The sequence below is a fragment of the Amycolatopsis sp. NPDC102522 genome (assembly GCF_055584485.1).
This window is the reverse complement of the sequence record NZ_JBVJLY010000013.1, coordinates 45,435-61,648: the sequence shown is the minus strand read 5'-3', so window position 1 is coordinate 61,648 and position 16,214 is coordinate 45,435. Positions and strand designations below refer to the sequence as shown.

16 protein-coding genes are annotated in these 16,214 nt (G+C 69.1%); 5 read left to right on the top strand and 11 right to left on the bottom strand.

The window, feature by feature from the left end; translation table 11 throughout:
* The first annotated feature begins 8 nt into the window (after window positions 1-8).
* Complete coding sequence (locus ACZ6YV_RS27345; RefSeq protein ID WP_465512322.1) at window positions 9-1,106, top strand: FAD-dependent monooxygenase; 1,098 nt, start codon at window positions 9-11, stop codon at window positions 1,104-1,106.
* A 1-nt stretch (window position 1,107) separates the two neighbouring features.
* On the opposite strand, the gene ACZ6YV_RS27340 is transcribed toward ACZ6YV_RS27345, so the two are convergent.
* Both ACZ6YV_RS27340 and rlmN read right to left on the bottom strand, forming a co-directional pair.
* Window positions 1,108-1,380: a hypothetical protein gene (locus tag ACZ6YV_RS27340; RefSeq protein ID WP_378241178.1), complete on the bottom strand. Its 273-nt coding sequence runs from the start codon at window positions 1,378-1,380 to the stop codon at window positions 1,108-1,110.
* Window positions 1,381-1,412: 32 nt separating this feature from the next.
* Window positions 1,413-2,519, bottom strand: a complete 1,107-nt coding sequence (rlmN, locus tag ACZ6YV_RS27335) for a dual-specificity RNA methyltransferase RlmN (protein WP_465512321.1) — start codon at window positions 2,517-2,519, stop codon at window positions 1,413-1,415.
* Between the two features lie 213 nt (window positions 2,520-2,732).
* Between rlmN and ACZ6YV_RS27330 the strand changes: the two genes are divergently transcribed.
* Window positions 2,733-4,436: a YcaO-like family protein gene (locus ACZ6YV_RS27330; protein WP_465512320.1), complete on the top strand. Its 1,704-nt coding sequence runs from the start codon at window positions 2,733-2,735 to the stop codon at window positions 4,434-4,436.
* A 105-nt stretch (window positions 4,437-4,541) separates the two neighbouring features.
* On the top strand, window positions 4,542-5,156 hold the full coding sequence (locus ACZ6YV_RS27325; RefSeq protein WP_465512319.1) for a PadR family transcriptional regulator: 615 nt from the start codon (window positions 4,542-4,544) through the stop codon (window positions 5,154-5,156).
* Here ACZ6YV_RS27325 and ACZ6YV_RS27320 read toward each other — a convergent pair.
* Entirely contained in the window at window positions 5,090-5,938 is an 849-nt protein-coding gene (locus ACZ6YV_RS27320; protein WP_465512318.1) for a class I SAM-dependent methyltransferase, read from the bottom strand. The genes ACZ6YV_RS27325 and ACZ6YV_RS27320 overlap by 67 nt on opposite strands.
* A 116-nt stretch (window positions 5,939-6,054) precedes the next feature.
* Between ACZ6YV_RS27320 and ACZ6YV_RS27315 the strand changes: the two genes are divergently transcribed.
* Window positions 6,055-6,900 (top strand): VOC family protein, encoded by an 846-nt coding sequence (locus tag ACZ6YV_RS27315; RefSeq protein ID WP_465512317.1) that lies wholly within the window; start codon window positions 6,055-6,057, stop codon window positions 6,898-6,900.
* A 42-nt stretch (window positions 6,901-6,942) separates the two neighbouring features.
* On the opposite strand, the gene ACZ6YV_RS27310 is transcribed toward ACZ6YV_RS27315, so the two are convergent.
* From ACZ6YV_RS27310 to rpsB, 6 genes are all read right to left on the bottom strand, one after another.
* Entirely contained in the window at window positions 6,943-8,439 is a 1,497-nt protein-coding gene (locus ACZ6YV_RS27310) for a carboxylesterase/lipase family protein (protein WP_465512316.1), read from the bottom strand.
* A gap of 98 nt (window positions 8,440-8,537) precedes the next feature.
* Window positions 8,538-9,452: a phosphatidate cytidylyltransferase gene (locus ACZ6YV_RS27305; RefSeq protein ID WP_465512315.1), complete on the bottom strand. Its 915-nt coding sequence runs from the start codon at window positions 9,450-9,452 to the stop codon at window positions 8,538-8,540.
* Window positions 9,452-10,009, bottom strand: a complete 558-nt coding sequence (gene frr, locus ACZ6YV_RS27300) for a ribosome recycling factor (RefSeq protein WP_101609641.1) — start codon at window positions 10,007-10,009, stop codon at window positions 9,452-9,454. The genes ACZ6YV_RS27305 and frr overlap by 1 nt, the downstream gene beginning before the upstream one ends.
* Window positions 10,010-10,060: 51 nt before the next feature.
* On the bottom strand, window positions 10,061-10,804 hold the full coding sequence (pyrH, locus tag ACZ6YV_RS27295) for a UMP kinase (protein WP_016336220.1): 744 nt from the start codon (window positions 10,802-10,804) through the stop codon (window positions 10,061-10,063).
* 93 nt (window positions 10,805-10,897) lie between these two features.
* On the bottom strand, window positions 10,898-11,722 hold the full coding sequence (gene tsf / locus ACZ6YV_RS27290; protein WP_378241170.1) for a translation elongation factor Ts: 825 nt from the start codon (window positions 11,720-11,722) through the stop codon (window positions 10,898-10,900).
* 90 nt (window positions 11,723-11,812) lie between these two features.
* A complete protein-coding gene (gene rpsB, locus ACZ6YV_RS27285; RefSeq protein ID WP_465512314.1) occupies window positions 11,813-12,718 on the bottom strand; it encodes a 30S ribosomal protein S2 in 906 nt (301 codons plus the stop codon).
* A gap of 382 nt (window positions 12,719-13,100) precedes the next feature.
* On the opposite strand from rpsB, the gene ACZ6YV_RS27280 reads away from it, so the two are divergent.
* Window positions 13,101-13,706: a murein hydrolase activator EnvC family protein gene (locus tag ACZ6YV_RS27280; protein WP_465512313.1), complete on the top strand. Its 606-nt coding sequence runs from the start codon at window positions 13,101-13,103 to the stop codon at window positions 13,704-13,706.
* A gap of 519 nt (window positions 13,707-14,225) precedes the next feature.
* Here ACZ6YV_RS27280 and ACZ6YV_RS27275 read toward each other — a convergent pair.
* Both ACZ6YV_RS27275 and ACZ6YV_RS27270 read right to left on the bottom strand, forming a co-directional pair.
* A complete protein-coding gene (locus tag ACZ6YV_RS27275; protein ID WP_465512312.1) occupies window positions 14,226-15,161 on the bottom strand; it encodes a FliA/WhiG family RNA polymerase sigma factor in 936 nt (311 codons plus the stop codon).
* A gap of 20 nt (window positions 15,162-15,181) precedes the next feature.
* Complete coding sequence (locus ACZ6YV_RS27270) at window positions 15,182-16,177, bottom strand: tyrosine recombinase XerC (RefSeq protein WP_465512311.1); 996 nt, start codon at window positions 16,175-16,177, stop codon at window positions 15,182-15,184.
* Between the last annotated feature and the right edge of the window lie 37 nt (window positions 16,178-16,214).

Sequence of the window (16,214 nt, the reverse complement as noted above, 5' to 3'; positions counted from 1 at the left end):
CTGGTCGTATGCGCACTGTGATCGTGGGAGCGGGACTGGTCGGACTCACCACGGCGGCGTCGTTGCGCCTGATCGGACACGACGTCACCGTGCTGGAACACGCCCCTCAGGTGCGGGCCGTGGGTGCCGGGATCGGCCTGTGGCCCAACGCGTTGCGGGAGTTCGACAAGCTCGGCATCGGCGACGACGTCCGGCGCATGGGGGACATCGTCGACGCCTGGTTCTTCGACGCCGCCGGGAACCCGGAACGCGCGGACGGCTACGACCCGTCCCGCTACCGGTTCCTGATGGTGCCGCGGCCGAGCCTGAACACCCTGCTGGCCGAGACCGCCGGCCTGGATCGGATCCGGCTGAACGTCCATGTCACCGGCTTCACCGAGCAGGACACGGACGTGGCGGTGCACCTGGCCGACGGCTCGTCCCTGCGCGCGGATCTCCTGATCGGCGCGGACGGGGTGTATTCCGACGTCCGCGCCGCTCTGGTACCGGGCAGTTCGGCCGTCGAGCACGAAGGCAATCGTGTCTGGCGGGCGATGGTGCCTTCCGGTGACGAGCGTCCGGAAGGCACGGCGCTGACCATCGGCTCGAACCGGACCCGGGGCGGGTACACCCGGGTCACGGCGAGCCAGACCATGTGGTGGGTCAACCAGTTCGACGCCGGGGAATCGGTCGGCGGCAAGAGGGAGCAAGCGCTGCGAGGAGCCGGCTACCTGGCGAAGGACGGCTGGAACGACGAGCTGCTGGCGATGATCGCCGCGACGCCGGAGGAGTCCATTCTGGAGAACCAGATCATGCTCGTCCCGAGGCTGCCGTACTGGACCACCGCCAGGGTCGCGCTGATCGGGGACGCCGCGCACGGCCTGTCCCCGCACCTCGCGGTGGGCGGCACCCTGGGCATCGAAGACGCCGGGGTCCTGCGCGCCGAATTGGCGGGCGAAGCAGACCCGGCCGAGGCCCTCGTCCGCTACGAGAGCGCCCGTCGTGCTCGTTTGGAGAAGGTGCGCGAACACTCCGACGCGATCGAGTACGCCGATGGAGCCGTCGAGAGCGCCGAGCGCTTCGCCACCTTCAGCGACTGGATGCTCAGCACCGCACCCGCGACCTGAATCAACGGGTGAGCCAGGGCGCAAGCAGCGCTTCGAGGTCGGCGTCCGACAACGCGTACGGCCCGCCGTGGAACTCGTGCCACCGCGAAGCGTCCCGCGCCGCCGTGTACTCCACCTCGAACGCCCGCATCAGGACGTACATGAAGGTCACCGAGCTGAACCGCTCACCCAGCAGCGTCCGGGCCTCGCGCGCGACCCCTGTCGCGCCATGGCCGATCACGTCCGTGAGCTTCAGCTCGTCCGCAGCCGGGTCCAACAGGCTGGGGGCATACATCACGACAAAATCTCCATCACTGAAAGGGAAAATCAGTTCTCGGCCGCGAGCTGACCGCAGGCCGCCGCGATCTCCTGACCGCGCGTGTCACGCACCGTGCACGCTACTCCGCCCGCGTTCACCAGCCGGACGAACTCCCGCTCCACGGGCTTCGGCGACGCGTCCCACTTGCTGCCCGGAGTCGGGTTCAGCGGGATCACGTTCACGTGCACCAGCTGGCCCAGGTGCTGGCGAAGACGCTTCGCCAGCAGCTCGGCCCGCCAAGGCTGGTCGTTGATGTCCCGGATCAACGCGTATTCGATCGACACCCGGCGACCGGACGTGTCCGCGTAGTACCGGGCCGCGGACAGGACCTCGTCCACCGACCAGCGCTCGTTCACCGGCACCAGCGTGTCGCGCAACTCGTCATCCGGCGTGTGCAGCGAAACCGCGAGCCGCACCTGCATCTTCTCGTCCGCCAGCTTGCGGATCGCCGGCGCCAGGCCGACGGTCGACACCGTCACCGAACGCTGGCCGATCCCCAGGCCGTCGGGCGACGGGTCGGTGATCCGCCGGACGGCCGCCACCACCCGCTTGTAGTTCGCCAGCGGCTCGCCCATGCCCATGAAAACGATGTTCGACAGACGGCCGGGGCCGCCCGCCATCCCGCCGTCACGCATCACAGCGGCGGCCGAACGGACCTGGTCGACGATCTCCGCCGTCGAAAGGTTCCTGTCGAGGCCGCCCTGTCCGGTCGCGCAGAACGGGCACGCCATGCCGCAGCCCGCCTGGCTCGAGATGCACAGGGTCGCGCGGTCCGGGTAGCGCATGAGCACGCTCTCCAGCAGCGTCCCGTCGTGCGCGCGCCACAGGGTCTTGCGGGTGGAGCCGTCGTCGCAGGCGAGCGCCTTGATCTCGGTGAGCAGCGTCGGCATCAGATCGCCGACGAGCTTCTCCCGCGACGCCGCCGGGATGTCGGTCATCTCCTCCGGGTCCACCGTGAGCCGCGAGAAGTAGTGGTTCGACAGCTGCTTCGCGCGGAACGGCTTCTCACCCAGCTCGGCGACGGCCTCGGCCCGCTCGGCGGCGGTGAGGTCGGCGAGGTGGCGCGGCGGGAGGCCGCGCTTGGGCGCGTCGAAGACGAGAGGGAGGGCAGTCATAGCCCAGTCAGTCTCCCATGTCCACCTCCGACGCGCCCGGGCCGCCCCGGAGCACTGTTCCCCAGGTCACGTGACCGATGCCCGGACCCGCCGTGCGGATCGCATACGAGGAGACGCGCGTGCGTCATGTGCCGTCCGAGACTCGGTCGGCGGAGGTGGTGCAAAATCATTCCCGAAACCACGGTTCTCCTCACCGGATCCCGGGCACTCACCGTGCCGCTCGCGGAACTGCTCGCCGCGAGCAGGTACGCAAGGGTGGGAGCCCTGCGAGATCTGTCCGAAGTGGACGCTGAGAACACCGTCGTGGTCGCGGCCTTCGATCACCCCGCCCACGCCGAACTGACCGCGTTGGACGCCTTGTGCGCCGAGAGCGGCGTGCGATGGCTGCCGCTGCGCCGTGAACGAGGCCGGGTGATCGCCGGGCCCGCGATCACACCCGGCGGGATCGACTTCGCCGACGTCGTCGCCCGCCGTCGCGCGGCCGCGCCGGAAACCCACGCGCTCGACGTGGTCCTGCCCGCGCTTGATCCGGGAGACGCCCGCTGGGTGCTGGCGAATCTCGCCGCCCACCTCGAACGCTGGCTCGCCCGGGGACAGACCGCGGTCACCACCGGCGAGATCGACCTGAACCCGGCGGATCTGACCGAAGTCCGCCATCCGGTCCTCCCCGTCCCGGATCGCACTCGGCCGGTCTCCGCACCGGCGTCGCTGATCGACGACCGGACCGGGATCGTGACCGGGATCCGCGAGATCCCGACGTCGCCGGGGATGCCGGCCAGGCTGCACGTGTGCGCTGTCGACGTCGCGGACATGCGCCGCGTCACGAACTGGCCCAACGACCGCCAAGCCGTCGGCGCGGCGTGGCACGACTTCGACCTCGCCCGGCAAGCAGCCGTCGGCGAAGCGGTGAAGCGCTACTGCGGCAGCTGGCTCGCGCCAGACCGTGAAGTGCGCTTCGCCAGCTACGAGCGACTCGCCCGCTACGGCGTTCCGGCGCTCGACCCTCGCCGTCTGAACCTCTACTCGGCCGAGCAGTACCGATCCCCTGACTTCCCCTTCACGCCGCTGACGCCGGACGCGGACTGCTCGTGGGTGGAGGGCTTTTCCCACAGCACCGGGGAATCCCTCTGGGTACCGGCGTTCCTGGTTTCCCGAGAACGGCAAGCGGGAGAAGCGCGCTTCGCCGACCCCCTGCCGTCGGGCCTCGCCAGCGGGATCTCCGGAGAGAACGCCGTCACGTCCGGCCTCGAAGAGGTCCTCGAAGGCGACACCACGATGCTCCGGTTGGCGAACACGCGCCGCCTCGCGCGGCTGCCGATCCCGGACGGGCTCCGGTCGCTCATCGCCGACACCGTGGACGGCCACGAGGTCACGCTCATCCCCCTCGACAACGGATTCGACGTCCCGGTGGTCGCCGCCGCGGTGTTCGACCGCGTGACGCGCCGGCTGTCCCTCGGTTTCGCCGCCAGGCCGGACGCGCTCGAAGCCGCCAAGCAGGCACTCGCCGAGGGTTTCGCGCTGCACCACACCTATCGGACCCTCGACGACGAAAGCGGACTGGCCGCCCTGCGGCGGGAGCACGGCGATCTCAAGCCGTACCGGGCGGACAGGCGCTACCTCGACTCCTATCGCGACGACTTCGCCGACGTCACCGATCCCCTTTGCCGGCACCAGATCCACCTCGACCCGCGGGCAGGCAGCCGGGTCGCGCCGCGGCTGCGCAACCTGCCGGACCGGTCTTGGGACGATCTGCCCGCGCTCGGCGAACGGCGGCTCAAGGCGTATCAGGACCGCGTCGAAGCCCGTGACCTCGAGGTGATCAGCGTCGACCTCACGACCTGTGACGTCGCGGCGGCCGGATTCCGGGTCACGCACACCCTGGTGCCGGGCCTCGTGTCGCCGCTCCCCCGCGCCTGACGAGCACAAGCCAACGAGACCCACCTCACCCGAAGAAGGTTGCCATGCGACTGTTTCCGATATATCGTGAACGTGTCGAAACATTACGTAGAGAGGATTCACATCATGCGACGACGACCTTTCCCTTCAGAACACGGCCGACCCGCCTTCGGGCCCTGGGCTCGCGGCGGCTTCGGCGACTTCCCCCCGGGTCCGGGCGGGCCGGGCCACCGGCATCGGCACGGCCGCCCCGGCGGACGGCGCGGCAAACGCGGTGACGTCCGCGCCGCGATCCTCGCGCTGCTGTCCGAGCAGCCGAGGCACGGTTACGAGATCATCCGCGAGATCGGCGAGCGCAGCGGCGGCTTCTGGAAGCCGAGCCCCGGCTCGGTCTACCCGACCCTGCAGATGCTGGCCGACGAAGGCCTGGTGATCAGCAAGGACGAGAGCGGCAAGAAGCTGTTCGAACTCACCGAATCCGGCCGCGCCGCGGCCGAGCAGCAGGACGCCGTCCCGCCGTGGGAGCAGATCGCCCACGACGTCGACCCGGTCGAGGTGAACCTGCGCAAGGCGGGGGCGACCCTGGCCGCGGCCGTCGCGCAGGTCATGCACGCCGGCAGCGAAGCCCAGCAGGCCCGCACCGTCGACGTCCTCAACGAGGCACGCCGGACGATCTACGGCATCCTCGGCGAGGCCGACGACACCACTCCGGGCACGGCATCCGCCGAGGACGCGGAGTGACCTGGGACGACGAGGCCGGTGGGCTTGGTCCGCGCATGGACGCGATAGCCCACCGGCACCGTCACCTGCTCCGCACCGACGCCTGACGAAACCTCGCTCAGGCGCCGGACCTCCGCGATCGCCTTCGCCGCGACCGGAGCGCTGAACTCGATCTTCAGCACCGCTTCCATCGCGGCGGCGTCCTCGAACAGCCACCGCGTCATCACCTTGCGGCAGTCGAATCCCTGGCGGGTGAAGAACTTCTCGACTCCCGGCGGGTCGTAGTGCGGCAGATCCAGTCGCATCCAGCGTCCGTAGGGCTCACTCGCCACATCGAGATCCACGATCAGCAGCGTCCCACCGGGCCGCAGCACCCGCTCCGCTTCACGAAGGCCGGGCTCACAACCAGGGCCGAAGAAGTAGGCGGTCCGGGCGTGAACGACGTCGAAAGCCTCGTCCGGCACCGGAAGCCGCTGCGCACGGCCTTGCCGCACTTCGACGTTCGGCAGGTCCTCGACGCGGTGCCGCGCGTCACGGGCGAGCGGCTCGTGGGGTTCGATCCCGAGCACCGACCGCGCGGTCGCGGCGAACCGGGGCAGGTGGAACCCGTCACCACAGCCGATGTCGAGCACGTCCGCCCCGGCCCAGTCGCGGTACCCGGCGAGCACCCGCCAGATCTCGTCCCCGACGTCCTGCGCACGGTTCTCGACCTCGTAAGCCTTTTGGTAGTACCAGATATTCGGGCTCGGCAGCACTTCCTCGCCGCGGCGGAAGGCGGAGACAGCTCGGGGAAACCAGCGCACGGAAGCTCCAACGATGGGACACCGGGCCGGGTTCCGGGCCATCCAGGTTCGAAATCTTTCACGGAAACAATGCGGATAGCGACTAGACTTTACTCCCACCGCTAAGGGAGAACCGCATGTCGCTTGGTTCGGCCGCCCACACTTCCGTCATCCCTTCAGGAATCCCGTGCTGGATCGAACTCGCATGCAGAGACGAAGCGGCCGTACAAGCCTTCTACAGCGGACTATTCGACTGGGAATTCGCCGTTCAGCGTGATCCGGCGACGCCGACCGGCCGATACTCGATCGCGACGCTGAACGGCGTCCCGACCGGCGGTCTGTACCGCGCGGGCGCGGAGGGACCGTACGGCTGGAGCATTCACATCTCGGTGCCGCAGGCGGCCGCGGCCGCGGAGTGGGTGGACAGTCTCGGTGGCCGGGTCACGCTCGGTCCGATGGCGATTCCCCACCGCGGCAACATCATCCACGCCATCGACGCGTGCGGCGCGCACGTCGTCTTCTGGGAACCGCCCGCCACCTGGGAGTTCGCGACGGGCGTGCCCAACACCTTCAGCGGCGCCGACCTCAACACCCACGACGGCGCGGCGGCGGATCACTTCTACTGCCGCCTCTTCGACTACACCAGCCACCAGATCGGCGACGGCACGTCGCTCGACTACGCCGAATGGCTCATCGAGCACGAACCGGTGCTGTACCGGTACGTGATGGGCTCGGAATACCGGCCGGACACTCCTCCGCACTGGATGGTCTACCTCGAACTCGACCCGGCCCGGGGCGCGGACGCCACGGCGGGACAGGCCTTGATGCTCGGCGGCGCCGTCGTGGTCCAGCCCTACGACACCCCGTACGGCCGGATGGCGATCCTCGCCGACCCGGACGGTTCGGTGTTCGCCGTGATCGACCACTCCCGGGCGGTCGAGGGCTGGGGCAGCGCCGAAGTCGACGATCCTTACGACGACTGAACGAAGAGCCGGGGTGACCACGTGGTCACCCCGGCTCTTTCGTCAGAGACCCGCCCAGAACCCGCAGTTGTGCACGGACGTCAGGTCGACCGGGCCGATCTCGCCCGGCGCCAGCGACTGCGTCCGCGGCGTGGGGCGCCACTTCGGCAGGTCTTCACCGTTCGGATTCCCGGTCCGGGCGAACCCGGTCCAGTACTGAATCATTTGCCCCGCGAGCTTCTGTTGCGCGGGCGTCAATTTCCCCGGGGACGGGGTCATATCAGACAAATAAGCCAATTCGGATCCATGGGAAGCGCCGGGAACCATTCCCGGAGGAGCCGGAAGAAGCGGCGGAGCGTCCTGATCGGCGAACTCGTAGCCGAAGGTCCGGGTGCGCTCGCGCAGCAACCGCTCGTTCCCCGCCTGAGGACACCCCCAGCTCCGGTCGGTCATGGCGTCCGCGAACGCCATCGCCGGGCCGCCGTGCTTCGCCGAGGGGTACTCGGCGGCGACCAGCGGCGCCTTGTCCTTGAACGCGGTGCGCAACAGCTCTTGGTAGTGCTCTTCAGTGAACGGATGTCCGGGGAACAGCGCGACGAGCAGCCTCGACTCGTTCCTCGTGATCCCGGTCAGCACCGGCACACGGGCGAAGTGGCCTTCGCGGAGGGCGGCCGCAGGATGCTCCGGCAGCAGATCGGTGCCGTACGTGGGCGCCCCGGCCGGCTGACTCAGCAGATCCTTGGCCGGGATGCGGCGAAGACAGTCGACGTCGGCACAGCCCAGCTTCTTCGCGACGTCGGTACCCGACGCCTCGGCTTCGGCGCGGGGAAGGTACGGCGACCCCGCGGGCGCACCCGGGAAGAATCCGCCGTCGGGCCAGGTCAGCGTGCACGGACCGCTCTGGATGATCGCGCGGTGGAACAGACCCGCGGCCGACGGGGAGGTCAGCTGGGCGCACGTGCTCATCCCGCCGGCGGACTCACCGAACAGCGTGACGTTCCGGGGATCTCCCCCGAAAGCACGGGCGTTGCGCTGCACCCAGCGAAGAGCGGCCTGCTGGTCCTGGAGGCCGAAGACGCCGGAGTCGCGTCCGAGCTCCGGGTGGCCGAAGAAGCCGAACACGCCCAGCCGGTAGTTCACGGTCACCACGACGACGTCCCCGCCGAGGGCCATGCGCTTGAAGTCGTAGTCGCTGCCGGCGCCGGAGGTGAAGCCACCACCGTGCACCCAGACCATCACCGGACGCGGCTTGTGCGTCGGCTTGGCCGGGCTGGTCACGTTGAGGTACAGGCAATCCTCGGTGTCGCTCGGGTCCGAACCGATCCCCGCGCCCTGCGCGCACCGAGGCCCGGGCTTGCTCGCGTCCCGCACGGCCGTCCACGAAGCGGGTCTTTGCGGCGGCGCCCAACGCAGGCCGCCGACCGGCGGCGCGGCGAACGGAATGCCTTGGAAACTCCGGTATTCGCTGGTACTCACGCCGCGAACAGGACCGGAATCCGTGCGGACGACCGGGCTTTCGCCCGCTTCCGCCACGGCTGTAGTCAGGGCCCCGAACGTCATCAAGCTCAGGGCCAGGGCCGAAATTCGCTTACCCATCCGTCGAGTTCGCATACTTCGACCTTGGCCCAGCCGCCCTGACTTGTCACATGAGGTCGCGGCTAAACCGGGACGAAGGCCGAGAGCAGCAACCAGGAGACGACGGCCGACGGGAGCAACGAGTCGAGCCGGTCCATCAGCCCGCCGTGCCCCGGCAGCATGTTCCCCATGTCCTTGACCCCGAGGTCGCGTTTGATCAGCGACTCGACGAGATCGCCCAGCGTCGCGGTGCAGACGATCGCCGCACCGAACAGCACGCCCTGCCAGGCGTGGCCGTCGAGCAGCAGACTCAGCGTCAGCGCACCGGCGACCACACCGGCCACGAGCGACCCGGCGAAGCCTTCCCAGGTCTTCTTCGGGCTGATGCTGGGGGCCATCGGATGCTTGCCGCCCAGCACGCCGGCGATGTAGCCGCCGGTGTCCGAGGCGACGACACCGATCATGAACGCCAGAACCCGGCCGACACCGTCCTCGGGCGGGACGAGCATGGCGGCGAAGGCACCGAAAAGCGGGATGTACGCGGCGGCGAAGACCGACGCGCTGATGTCGCGCAGATAGCCGTCCGCGCCGCCGGGCAACCGCCACAGCAGGCAGACGAGCACCGTCAGCACGAACGCCGTCAACGCGCCTTCGCGGCCGTACGGCCAAGCCAGCCAGATCATCGCCTGGCCGCCGACGAGCACCGGGACCAGTGCGATCCGGATGCCCGCCGCGCGCTTCAGTGCCCCGGCCAGCTCGATCGTGCCGACCGCGATCGCGATCGCGATGATGCCGATGAACAGATAGCGCACGGTGAGCAGGGACGTCACGATCGCCGCCCCCAGCACCAGCCCGACCCCGATCGCGGCGGGCAGGTTACGGCCGGCGCGGGAAACCTTCTGCGCCGGTTCCGGCACGGTTTCTGAATCCGGCACCGTGGCCGGAACCGGTTCCGGGGCGTCCACCCGGTCCTCGCGTTCCTCGCTCACCTGGCTCATCAGACCTCGAGTAGCTCGGCTTCCTTGTGTTTCACGAGCTCGTCGACCTTGTGCGTGTACGAGTCGGTGAGGTTCTGCAGTTCCTTCTCGGCGTGGACGACCTCGTCCTCGCCTGCCTCGCCGTCCTTCTTGATCCGGTCCAGCTCTTCCTTGGCCTTGCGGCGGACGCTGCGGATCGAGACGCGGGCGTCCTCACCCTTGGCCTTGGCGACCTTCACCATCTCCTTGCGGCGCTCTTCGGTGAGCTGCGGGATGACGATGCGGATCACGTTGCCGTCGTTGCTCGGGTTGACGCCGAGGTCCGACTCGCGGATCGCCTTCTCGATGGCGTTGAGCGAGGTCTGGTCGTAAGGCTTGATCAACGCCATCCGGGCTTCGGGGATGTTGACTCCCGCCAGCTGGTTCAGCGGGGTCGGCGCGCCGTAGTAGTCGACGACAACGCGCGAGAACATCCCAGGGTGGGCCCGGCCGGTGCGTACCGACGACAGGTCCTCCTTGGCGACGGACACCGCTTTTTCCATCTTCTCCTCGGCGTCGAGGAGGGTCTCGTCGATCACGGCAACTCCCGTTGTTGTGTATGCGTACCGATTGCGAAGATCAGAGCAGGACTACGCGGACACCCCGTCGGCGGGGGTGTCGACCAGGGTGCCGATCCTCTCACCGCTGACCGCGCGGGCGATGTTCCCCTCGGTGAGCAGATTGAACACGATGATCGGCATGTTGTTGTCCATGCACAGGCTGAACGCGGTGGCGTCGGCGACCTTGAGGTCCCGTTCCAGCACCTCGCGGTGACTGATCTCGTGGAACATCTCGGCGGTCGGATCGCTCTTCGGGTCCGCGGTGTAGACGCCGTCGACGGCCTTCGCCATCAAGACGGCTTCGCAGCCGAGTTCGAGCGCGCGCTGCGCGGCAGCGGTGTCGGTCGAGAAGTACGGCATGCCGACCCCGGCGCCGAAGATGACGACGCGGCCCTTTTCCAGGTGACGCTCGGCGCGGCGCGGGATGTACGGCTCGGCGACCTGCCCCATGGTGATGGCGGTCTGCACGCGGGTGGGCAGGCCCTCCTTCTCCAGGAAGTCCTGCAGCGCCAAGCAGTTCATGACGGTGCCGAGCATCGCCATGTAGTCGGCGCGGTCACGGTCCATGCCGCGCTGCGACAGCTCCGCGCCGCGGAAGTAGTTGCCGCCGCCGATCACGACGGCGATCTGCACGCCCGTGCGGGCGACGTCGGCGATCTGCTGAGCGACCGAGTGCACCACATCCGGATCAACCCCGATGGAACCGCCGCCGAACATCTCGCCGCCCAGTTTCAGCAGCACCCGCCGGTATCCGCCTTCGACCCGGACACCCATGTCGCCCTCCCTCATGCTCTGAAACCCGACTGTGCCCCGTCCCCGATGGACGGAGACGGGGCACAGTGGTGGTTCTTGTGTTCCGCGCCTGGATCAGGCCTGGCCGACCTCGAACCGGGCGAACCGGCTCACGGTCACGCCGGCCTCGTCGAGCAGGGCCTTGACGGTCTTCTTGTTGTCCTTGACCGACGGCTGCTCGAGCAGGACGTTGTCCTTGTAGTAGGCGTTGACCTTGCCCTCGATGATCTTGGGCATGGCCTGCTCCGGCTTGCCCTCTTCGCGGGCGGTCGCCTCGGCGACGCGGCGCTCGTTGTCGACGATCTCGGCCGGGACCTCGTCACGGGTGAGGTACTTGGCCTTCAGCGCGGCGACCTGCATGGCGGCACCGCGAGCGGCCTCGGCGGCGGCTTCGCCTTCACCGGTGTACTCGATGAGCACGCCGACGGCGGGCGGGAGGTCCGCACCGCGACGGTGCAGGTACGTGGTGGTGGTGCCTTCGTAGGCGGCGACACGGCGCAGCTCGAGCTTCTCGCCGATACGGGCGGCCATCGCCTGGACCTGCTCGTCGACGGTCTTGCCGTCGAGCGAGGCGGCCTTCAGCTTCTCGACGTCGCTGGTCTTCTCGGCCTTCGCGACCTCGACGATCTTCGCGGCGAGGGCCTGGAAGTCCTCGTTCTTCGCGACGAAGTCGGTCTCGGAGTCGAGCTCGATCAGCACGCCGCCGTCGCCGGCGACGAGGCCTTCGGCGGTGGCGCGCTCGGCGCGCTTGCCGACGTCCTTGGCGCCCTTGATGCGCAGGAACTCGACGGCCTTGTCGAAGTCGCCGTCGTTCTCCTCCAGCGCCTTCTTACAGTTCATCATGCCGGAGCCGGTCAGCTCGCGGAGACGCTTCACGTCTGCGGCGGTGTAGTTCGCCATCGTGGGTGTATCCGTCCTTTTCAGGTACGAGAAAGTCTTTTGGGGAGGTACTTGTGGGGCCGCCCGGAGGCGGCCCCACAAGCGGGTGGATCAGGAGGAGGCGGTGGCCTGCTCGGCCGGGACCTCTGCCGGAGCCTCAGCCGGGGCCTCGGTGGCCTCGGTGGCCGCGCCGGTCGCGGCGGCGGCTTCCTTGGCGTCCGCGGCGGCGGTCTCGGAGCCGGCGAGCAGCTCCTTCTCCCACTCGGCCAGCGGCTCGCCCGTGGCGACGCCTGCCTCGGGCTTGGTGTCGGCGGAAGAACCGTTGCGGCTGGAGCGGGCCATCAGACCGGCGGCGGCGGCCTCGGCCACGACCTTGGTCAGCAGCGCGGCCGAACGGATCGCGTCGTCGTTACCCGGAATCGGGTAGTCGACCTCGTCGGGGTCGCAGTTGGTGTCCAGGATCGCGACGACCGGGATGTTCAGCTTGCGAGCCTCGCCGACGGCGATGTGCTCCTTCTTCGTGTCGACGATCCACACGATGCTGGGCACCTTGGCCATGTCGCGGATACCGCCGAGGGTCTTCTCGAGCTTGTCCTTCTCACGGGTGAGCGTGAGGATCTCTCGCTTGGTCAGGCCGGCGAAGCCGCCGGTCTGCTCCTGCGACTCGAGCTCCTTCAGGCGGAGAAGACGCTTGTGCACCGTCTGGAAGTTGGTCAGCATGCCGCCGAGCCAGCGCTGGTTCACGTAGGGCATGCCCACGCGCGCGGCCTCGGAAGCGATGGCTTCCTGAGCCTGCTTCTTCGTGCCGACGAACATGATGGTGCCGCCGTGCGCGACGGTTTCCTTGATGAACTCGAACGCACGGTCGATGTACGTCAGCGTCTGCTGCAAGTCGATGATGTAGATGCCATTGCGCTCGGTGAAGATGTAGCGCTTCATCTTCGGGTTCCACCGACGGGTCTGGTGCCCGAAGTGGACGCCGCTGTCGAGCAGCTGCTTCATGGTGACGACGGCCATTGCCGGAATCAACCTCTTCTGTGTCGTGCGCGCCCGGCTCCGCCGGAACGCGCTTGCTCGGTTCGTCGCTCTCGGCCGGGTGGCCGATCGCCCTGGTACAGATGCTCGGGTCCGGACCCGGGAGTGAAGTGACCCCGAGGACCGCCGGACCGTGTGCCCCCGCTTGTCCTGACCCTCCGTGAGGAGATCGGCCATCGGGAGCGCGCACGTGCACGCGAAGTCAGTCCGCTGCCGCGGACCGCGCAAAAGAGTCTACTCCCTGTCGCCACCGGGCACCGCACCGGCAGCCCCTGATGAGAGGGGTTGTCCACAACCGCCTCGGTTATCCACAGATTCCACCGGCGCGCCCCGCACGCCACGCCGTGCCCGCAAGCTGGAACACATGACACCGACGACCTGTTCCCGCCCTGTCACCAGGCATTCTTTCGCGATCGACCGCACCGGTGGCAGGCACCGCCGCCCGGGACGCCCGCGAGGCCTTCCCCGCCTCGCGATCCTCGCGACCGTGCTCGCGCTCTTGGCCGCTTCGGCGACGCCGGGAACGGCCAGAGGCGCGCCTTCGCCGCAAGGGCGCCTCTCCTGGCCGCTTTCTCCGGCACCGAGCGTCACCAGGTACTTCGAGCCGCCGTCGACGCCGTACGGCCCCGGCCACCGGGGTGTCGACCTCGCCGCCGCGCCGGGCACGAACGTGCTCGCGGCCGCCGAGGGAGTGGTGATGTTCGCCGGGCAAGTGGCGGGCCGCGGGGTGGTTTCGATCGATCACGACGGCGGCCTGCGCACCACCTACGAACCGCTCGCCCCGACGGTCACCGCGGGTGATCAGGTCTACCGGGGCCAGGTGCTCGGAACGCTCGTCGCGGGCCACCCGGGCTGCCCGGAACCGGCGTGCCTGCATTTCGGCGTCCGGCGGGGCGAGGAGTACGTCGACCCACTCGCGTTGATCGGTGAACCGTCCGAGATCCGCCTCAAACCGTGGGAAGGAGACTGAGCCCCGTCCCGTGCGCCCTCGACTCACGCAAGTCCCGCCCCTGATCACGCAAGTCCCGCGTCTAATCACGCGAGTCCCGTGTCTGGTCACGCGAGACCCGCGTCCGGTCACGCGAGTCCCGCGTCTAATCACGCGTGTCGTCCGCCCCTGGCCACGCGAGTTCCGCCCCTGATCACGCAAGTCCCGCCCCCAGTCACGCGAGACCCGCCCCCAGTCACGCAAGTCCCGCGTCCGGTCACGCGAGTCCCGCGTCTAATCACGCGTGTCGTCCGCCCCTGATCACGCGAGTTCCGCCTCCAGCCACGCGAGTTTTGCCTCCAGTCACGCGAGACCCGCCCCCAGTCACGCGAGACCCGTGTCTGGTCACGGCTGTGGGCGCGTCTGGCCGAATGGCGTCGAGGAGGTGCTCCGTGGTCGCGTCGCTGCGGCGGTCTCTACAGGAGGTCACGCGTGATCAGATGGACGACAAGCGTGTGCGGACGGACGACACCCCGTCCGGCGGGATGGTTCCCGTGGCCGTCAGGCCTGCTCGACCAGCTTCGCGCGCAGCCGCATGACGGCGCGGGTGTGCAGCTGGCTGACCCGCGACTCGGTGACGCCGAGGACCTTGCCGATCTCGGCGAGGGTCAGGCTCTCGAAGTAGTAGAGGCCGACCACGATCCGGTCGCGTTCGGTGAGCTGGGCGATGGCCTGCGCCAGCTGGCGGCGGTTGTCCTGGTCGACCAGGACGGCCACCGGGTCGACGGCGCCGTCGTCGGGCAGGGTGTCGACCAGCGAGCCGCTGTCCTTGCCCGCGGCGACCAGGTCTTCCAGTGCGATGACGCTGGTCAGCTGCATCTGGCCGTAGAACTCGCGCAGGTCGTCGACGCTGATTTCGAGCTCGGCCGCCAGCTCGGCGTCGGTCGGCGTGCGGTTCAGGCGGGCACCGAGGCGTTCCAGCGCGCGCTCGGCTTCGCGGGCCTTGCTGCGCACCGCCCTGGGGACCCAGTCCTGGGACCGGAGATCGTCGAGGATCGCGCCCCGGATGCGCTGCATGGCGTAGGTCTCGAACCGCAGGCCCCTGGCGGGTTCGAACTTCTCGATCGCGTCGACCAGGCCGAAGATCCCGGACTGGATCAGGTCGCCGACGTCGACGTGGGTCGGCAGGCCGGTGCCGACCCGGCCCGCGACGTACTTGACGAGCGGGGCGTAGTGCAGCACGAGCCTGTCGCGCACGATCTGGTCCGGCGACTCGGTGAACTCCCGCCACAACGCCTGGATCCCGGCGTCCACCTCGTAGCTCGTCCGTGTTCCGGGCGCGACGGCAGGACCGTTCCCGCCGGGACGGTGTTTCCCGGCGGCTTCGGTGACATGTGGGTCGGCGGTCATCGGACCGCCGTTCTCAGCATGCGACTCAGCGTGATCTCCGTGCTCGTGCGGATGCGCGTGCGCCGCCGGTTCGGGCCGCCGGGTCACCTGCCGAGTCCTCCCCGGCATCATCGGGCCCGGGGGTGCGCGCGGTCGTGGATCGCCTTCAGCCGATCGACGGTCACATGAGTGTAGAGCTGCGTTGTGGCCAGCGTAGCGTGACCAAGCAGTTCCTGAACGCTCCGAAGATCGGCACCGCCTTCGAGCAGATGAGTGGCCGCCGAATGCCTCAGGCCGTGCGGCCCCATGTCGCTCGTGCCCGGAACCGAGCCGACGGCGTCGTGGACGACCCGGCGGGCCGCCCGCGGATCGAGCCTGCCTCCCCGCGCTCCCAGGAAGAGCGCGGCTTCTGCCTGGCCCTTCGCTTCGACGGCGAGCTTTCCCCTGCCCTCGTCCAGCCACACCCGCAAAGCCGCCTCGGCGGGGACACCGAACGGCACGACGCGTTCCTTGCCGCCCTTGCCCAGCACGAGCACGACGCGCCGGGAGAAGTCGACGTCGCCCGTATCCAGCCCGCACAGTTCGGAGACCCGCACACCGGTCGCGTAGAGCAGTTCCACGATGGCACTGTCCCTCAAAGCCACCGGGTCGCGCTGTTCGGCACCGGCGGCTGAGGAGCGCATGACCTCGCTCGCCTGCTCCGCGCGGAGGACCCCGGGAAGCTTGCGGTGCGCGCGCGGCGCCACCAGCCGCCCTCCCGGGTCGGACGCGAGCGCCCCGCCTCGGTGAGCCCACGCGGTGAAGGTGCGGGCCGCCGCCGCTCGCCTGGCCAGCGTCGTCCGGCCGGCCCCGTCCTCGCGTTGCCGGGCCAGCCAGCCGCGCAGCGTCCCGATGTCGAGATCCTCGAACCGGCCGCCGTTCCCGTCCACGAAGCCCAGCAGCGACACCACATCGCCGAGGTAGGCACGCACGGTATGCACGGAGAGCCCGCGTTCCAGGGAAAGGTGCCGCTCGTAGTCGTCGATCAGCTTCCGGACAGGCTCCGGCAGCGCCGCACGGGCGGCGCGCAGATCGGGTCTGCGGGCGCGTTTTCCCGTGCCGTGGGAACCTTCGGTCGACGGCATGCCGATCACGCTGCGCGATGTACGGCGGATGGTCAAG

What these genes read in the sequence shown, in the direction of transcription:
- rlmN (WP_465512321.1), bottom strand. Translation starts at nt 2,519, where the DNA reads ATGACTGCCCTCCCTCTCGTCTTCGACGCGCCCAAGCGCGGCCTCCCG.
- ACZ6YV_RS27305 (WP_465512315.1), bottom strand. Translation starts at nt 9,452, where the DNA reads ATGAGCCAGGTGAGCGAGGAACGCGAGGACCGGGTGGACGCCCCGGAA.
- pyrH (WP_016336220.1), bottom strand. Translation starts at nt 10,804, where the DNA reads ATGGGTGTCCGGGTCGAAGGCGGATACCGGCGGGTGCTGCTGAAACTG.
- tsf (WP_378241170.1), bottom strand. Translation starts at nt 11,722, where the DNA reads ATGGCGAACTACACCGCCGCAGACGTGAAGCGTCTCCGCGAGCTGACC.
- ACZ6YV_RS27270 (WP_465512311.1), bottom strand. Translation starts at nt 16,177, where the DNA reads ATGCCGTCGACCGAAGGTTCCCACGGCACGGGAAAACGCGCCCGCAGA.
- ACZ6YV_RS27345 (WP_465512322.1), top strand. Translation starts at nt 9, where the DNA reads ATGCGCACTGTGATCGTGGGAGCGGGACTGGTCGGACTCACCACGGCG.
- rpsB (WP_465512314.1), bottom strand. Translation starts at nt 12,718, where the DNA reads ATGGCCGTCGTCACCATGAAGCAGCTGCTCGACAGCGGCGTCCACTTC.
- ACZ6YV_RS27315 (WP_465512317.1), top strand. Translation starts at nt 6,055, where the DNA reads ATGTCGCTTGGTTCGGCCGCCCACACTTCCGTCATCCCTTCAGGAATC.
- ACZ6YV_RS27340 (WP_378241178.1), bottom strand. Translation starts at nt 1,380, where the DNA reads ATGTATGCCCCCAGCCTGTTGGACCCGGCTGCGGACGAGCTGAAGCTC.
- ACZ6YV_RS27280 (WP_465512313.1), top strand. Translation starts at nt 13,101, where the DNA reads ATGACACCGACGACCTGTTCCCGCCCTGTCACCAGGCATTCTTTCGCG.
- ACZ6YV_RS27310 (WP_465512316.1), bottom strand. Translation starts at nt 8,439, where the DNA reads ATGACGTTCGGGGCCCTGACTACAGCCGTGGCGGAAGCGGGCGAAAGC.
- ACZ6YV_RS27325 (WP_465512319.1), top strand. Translation starts at nt 4,542, where the DNA reads ATGCGACGACGACCTTTCCCTTCAGAACACGGCCGACCCGCCTTCGGG.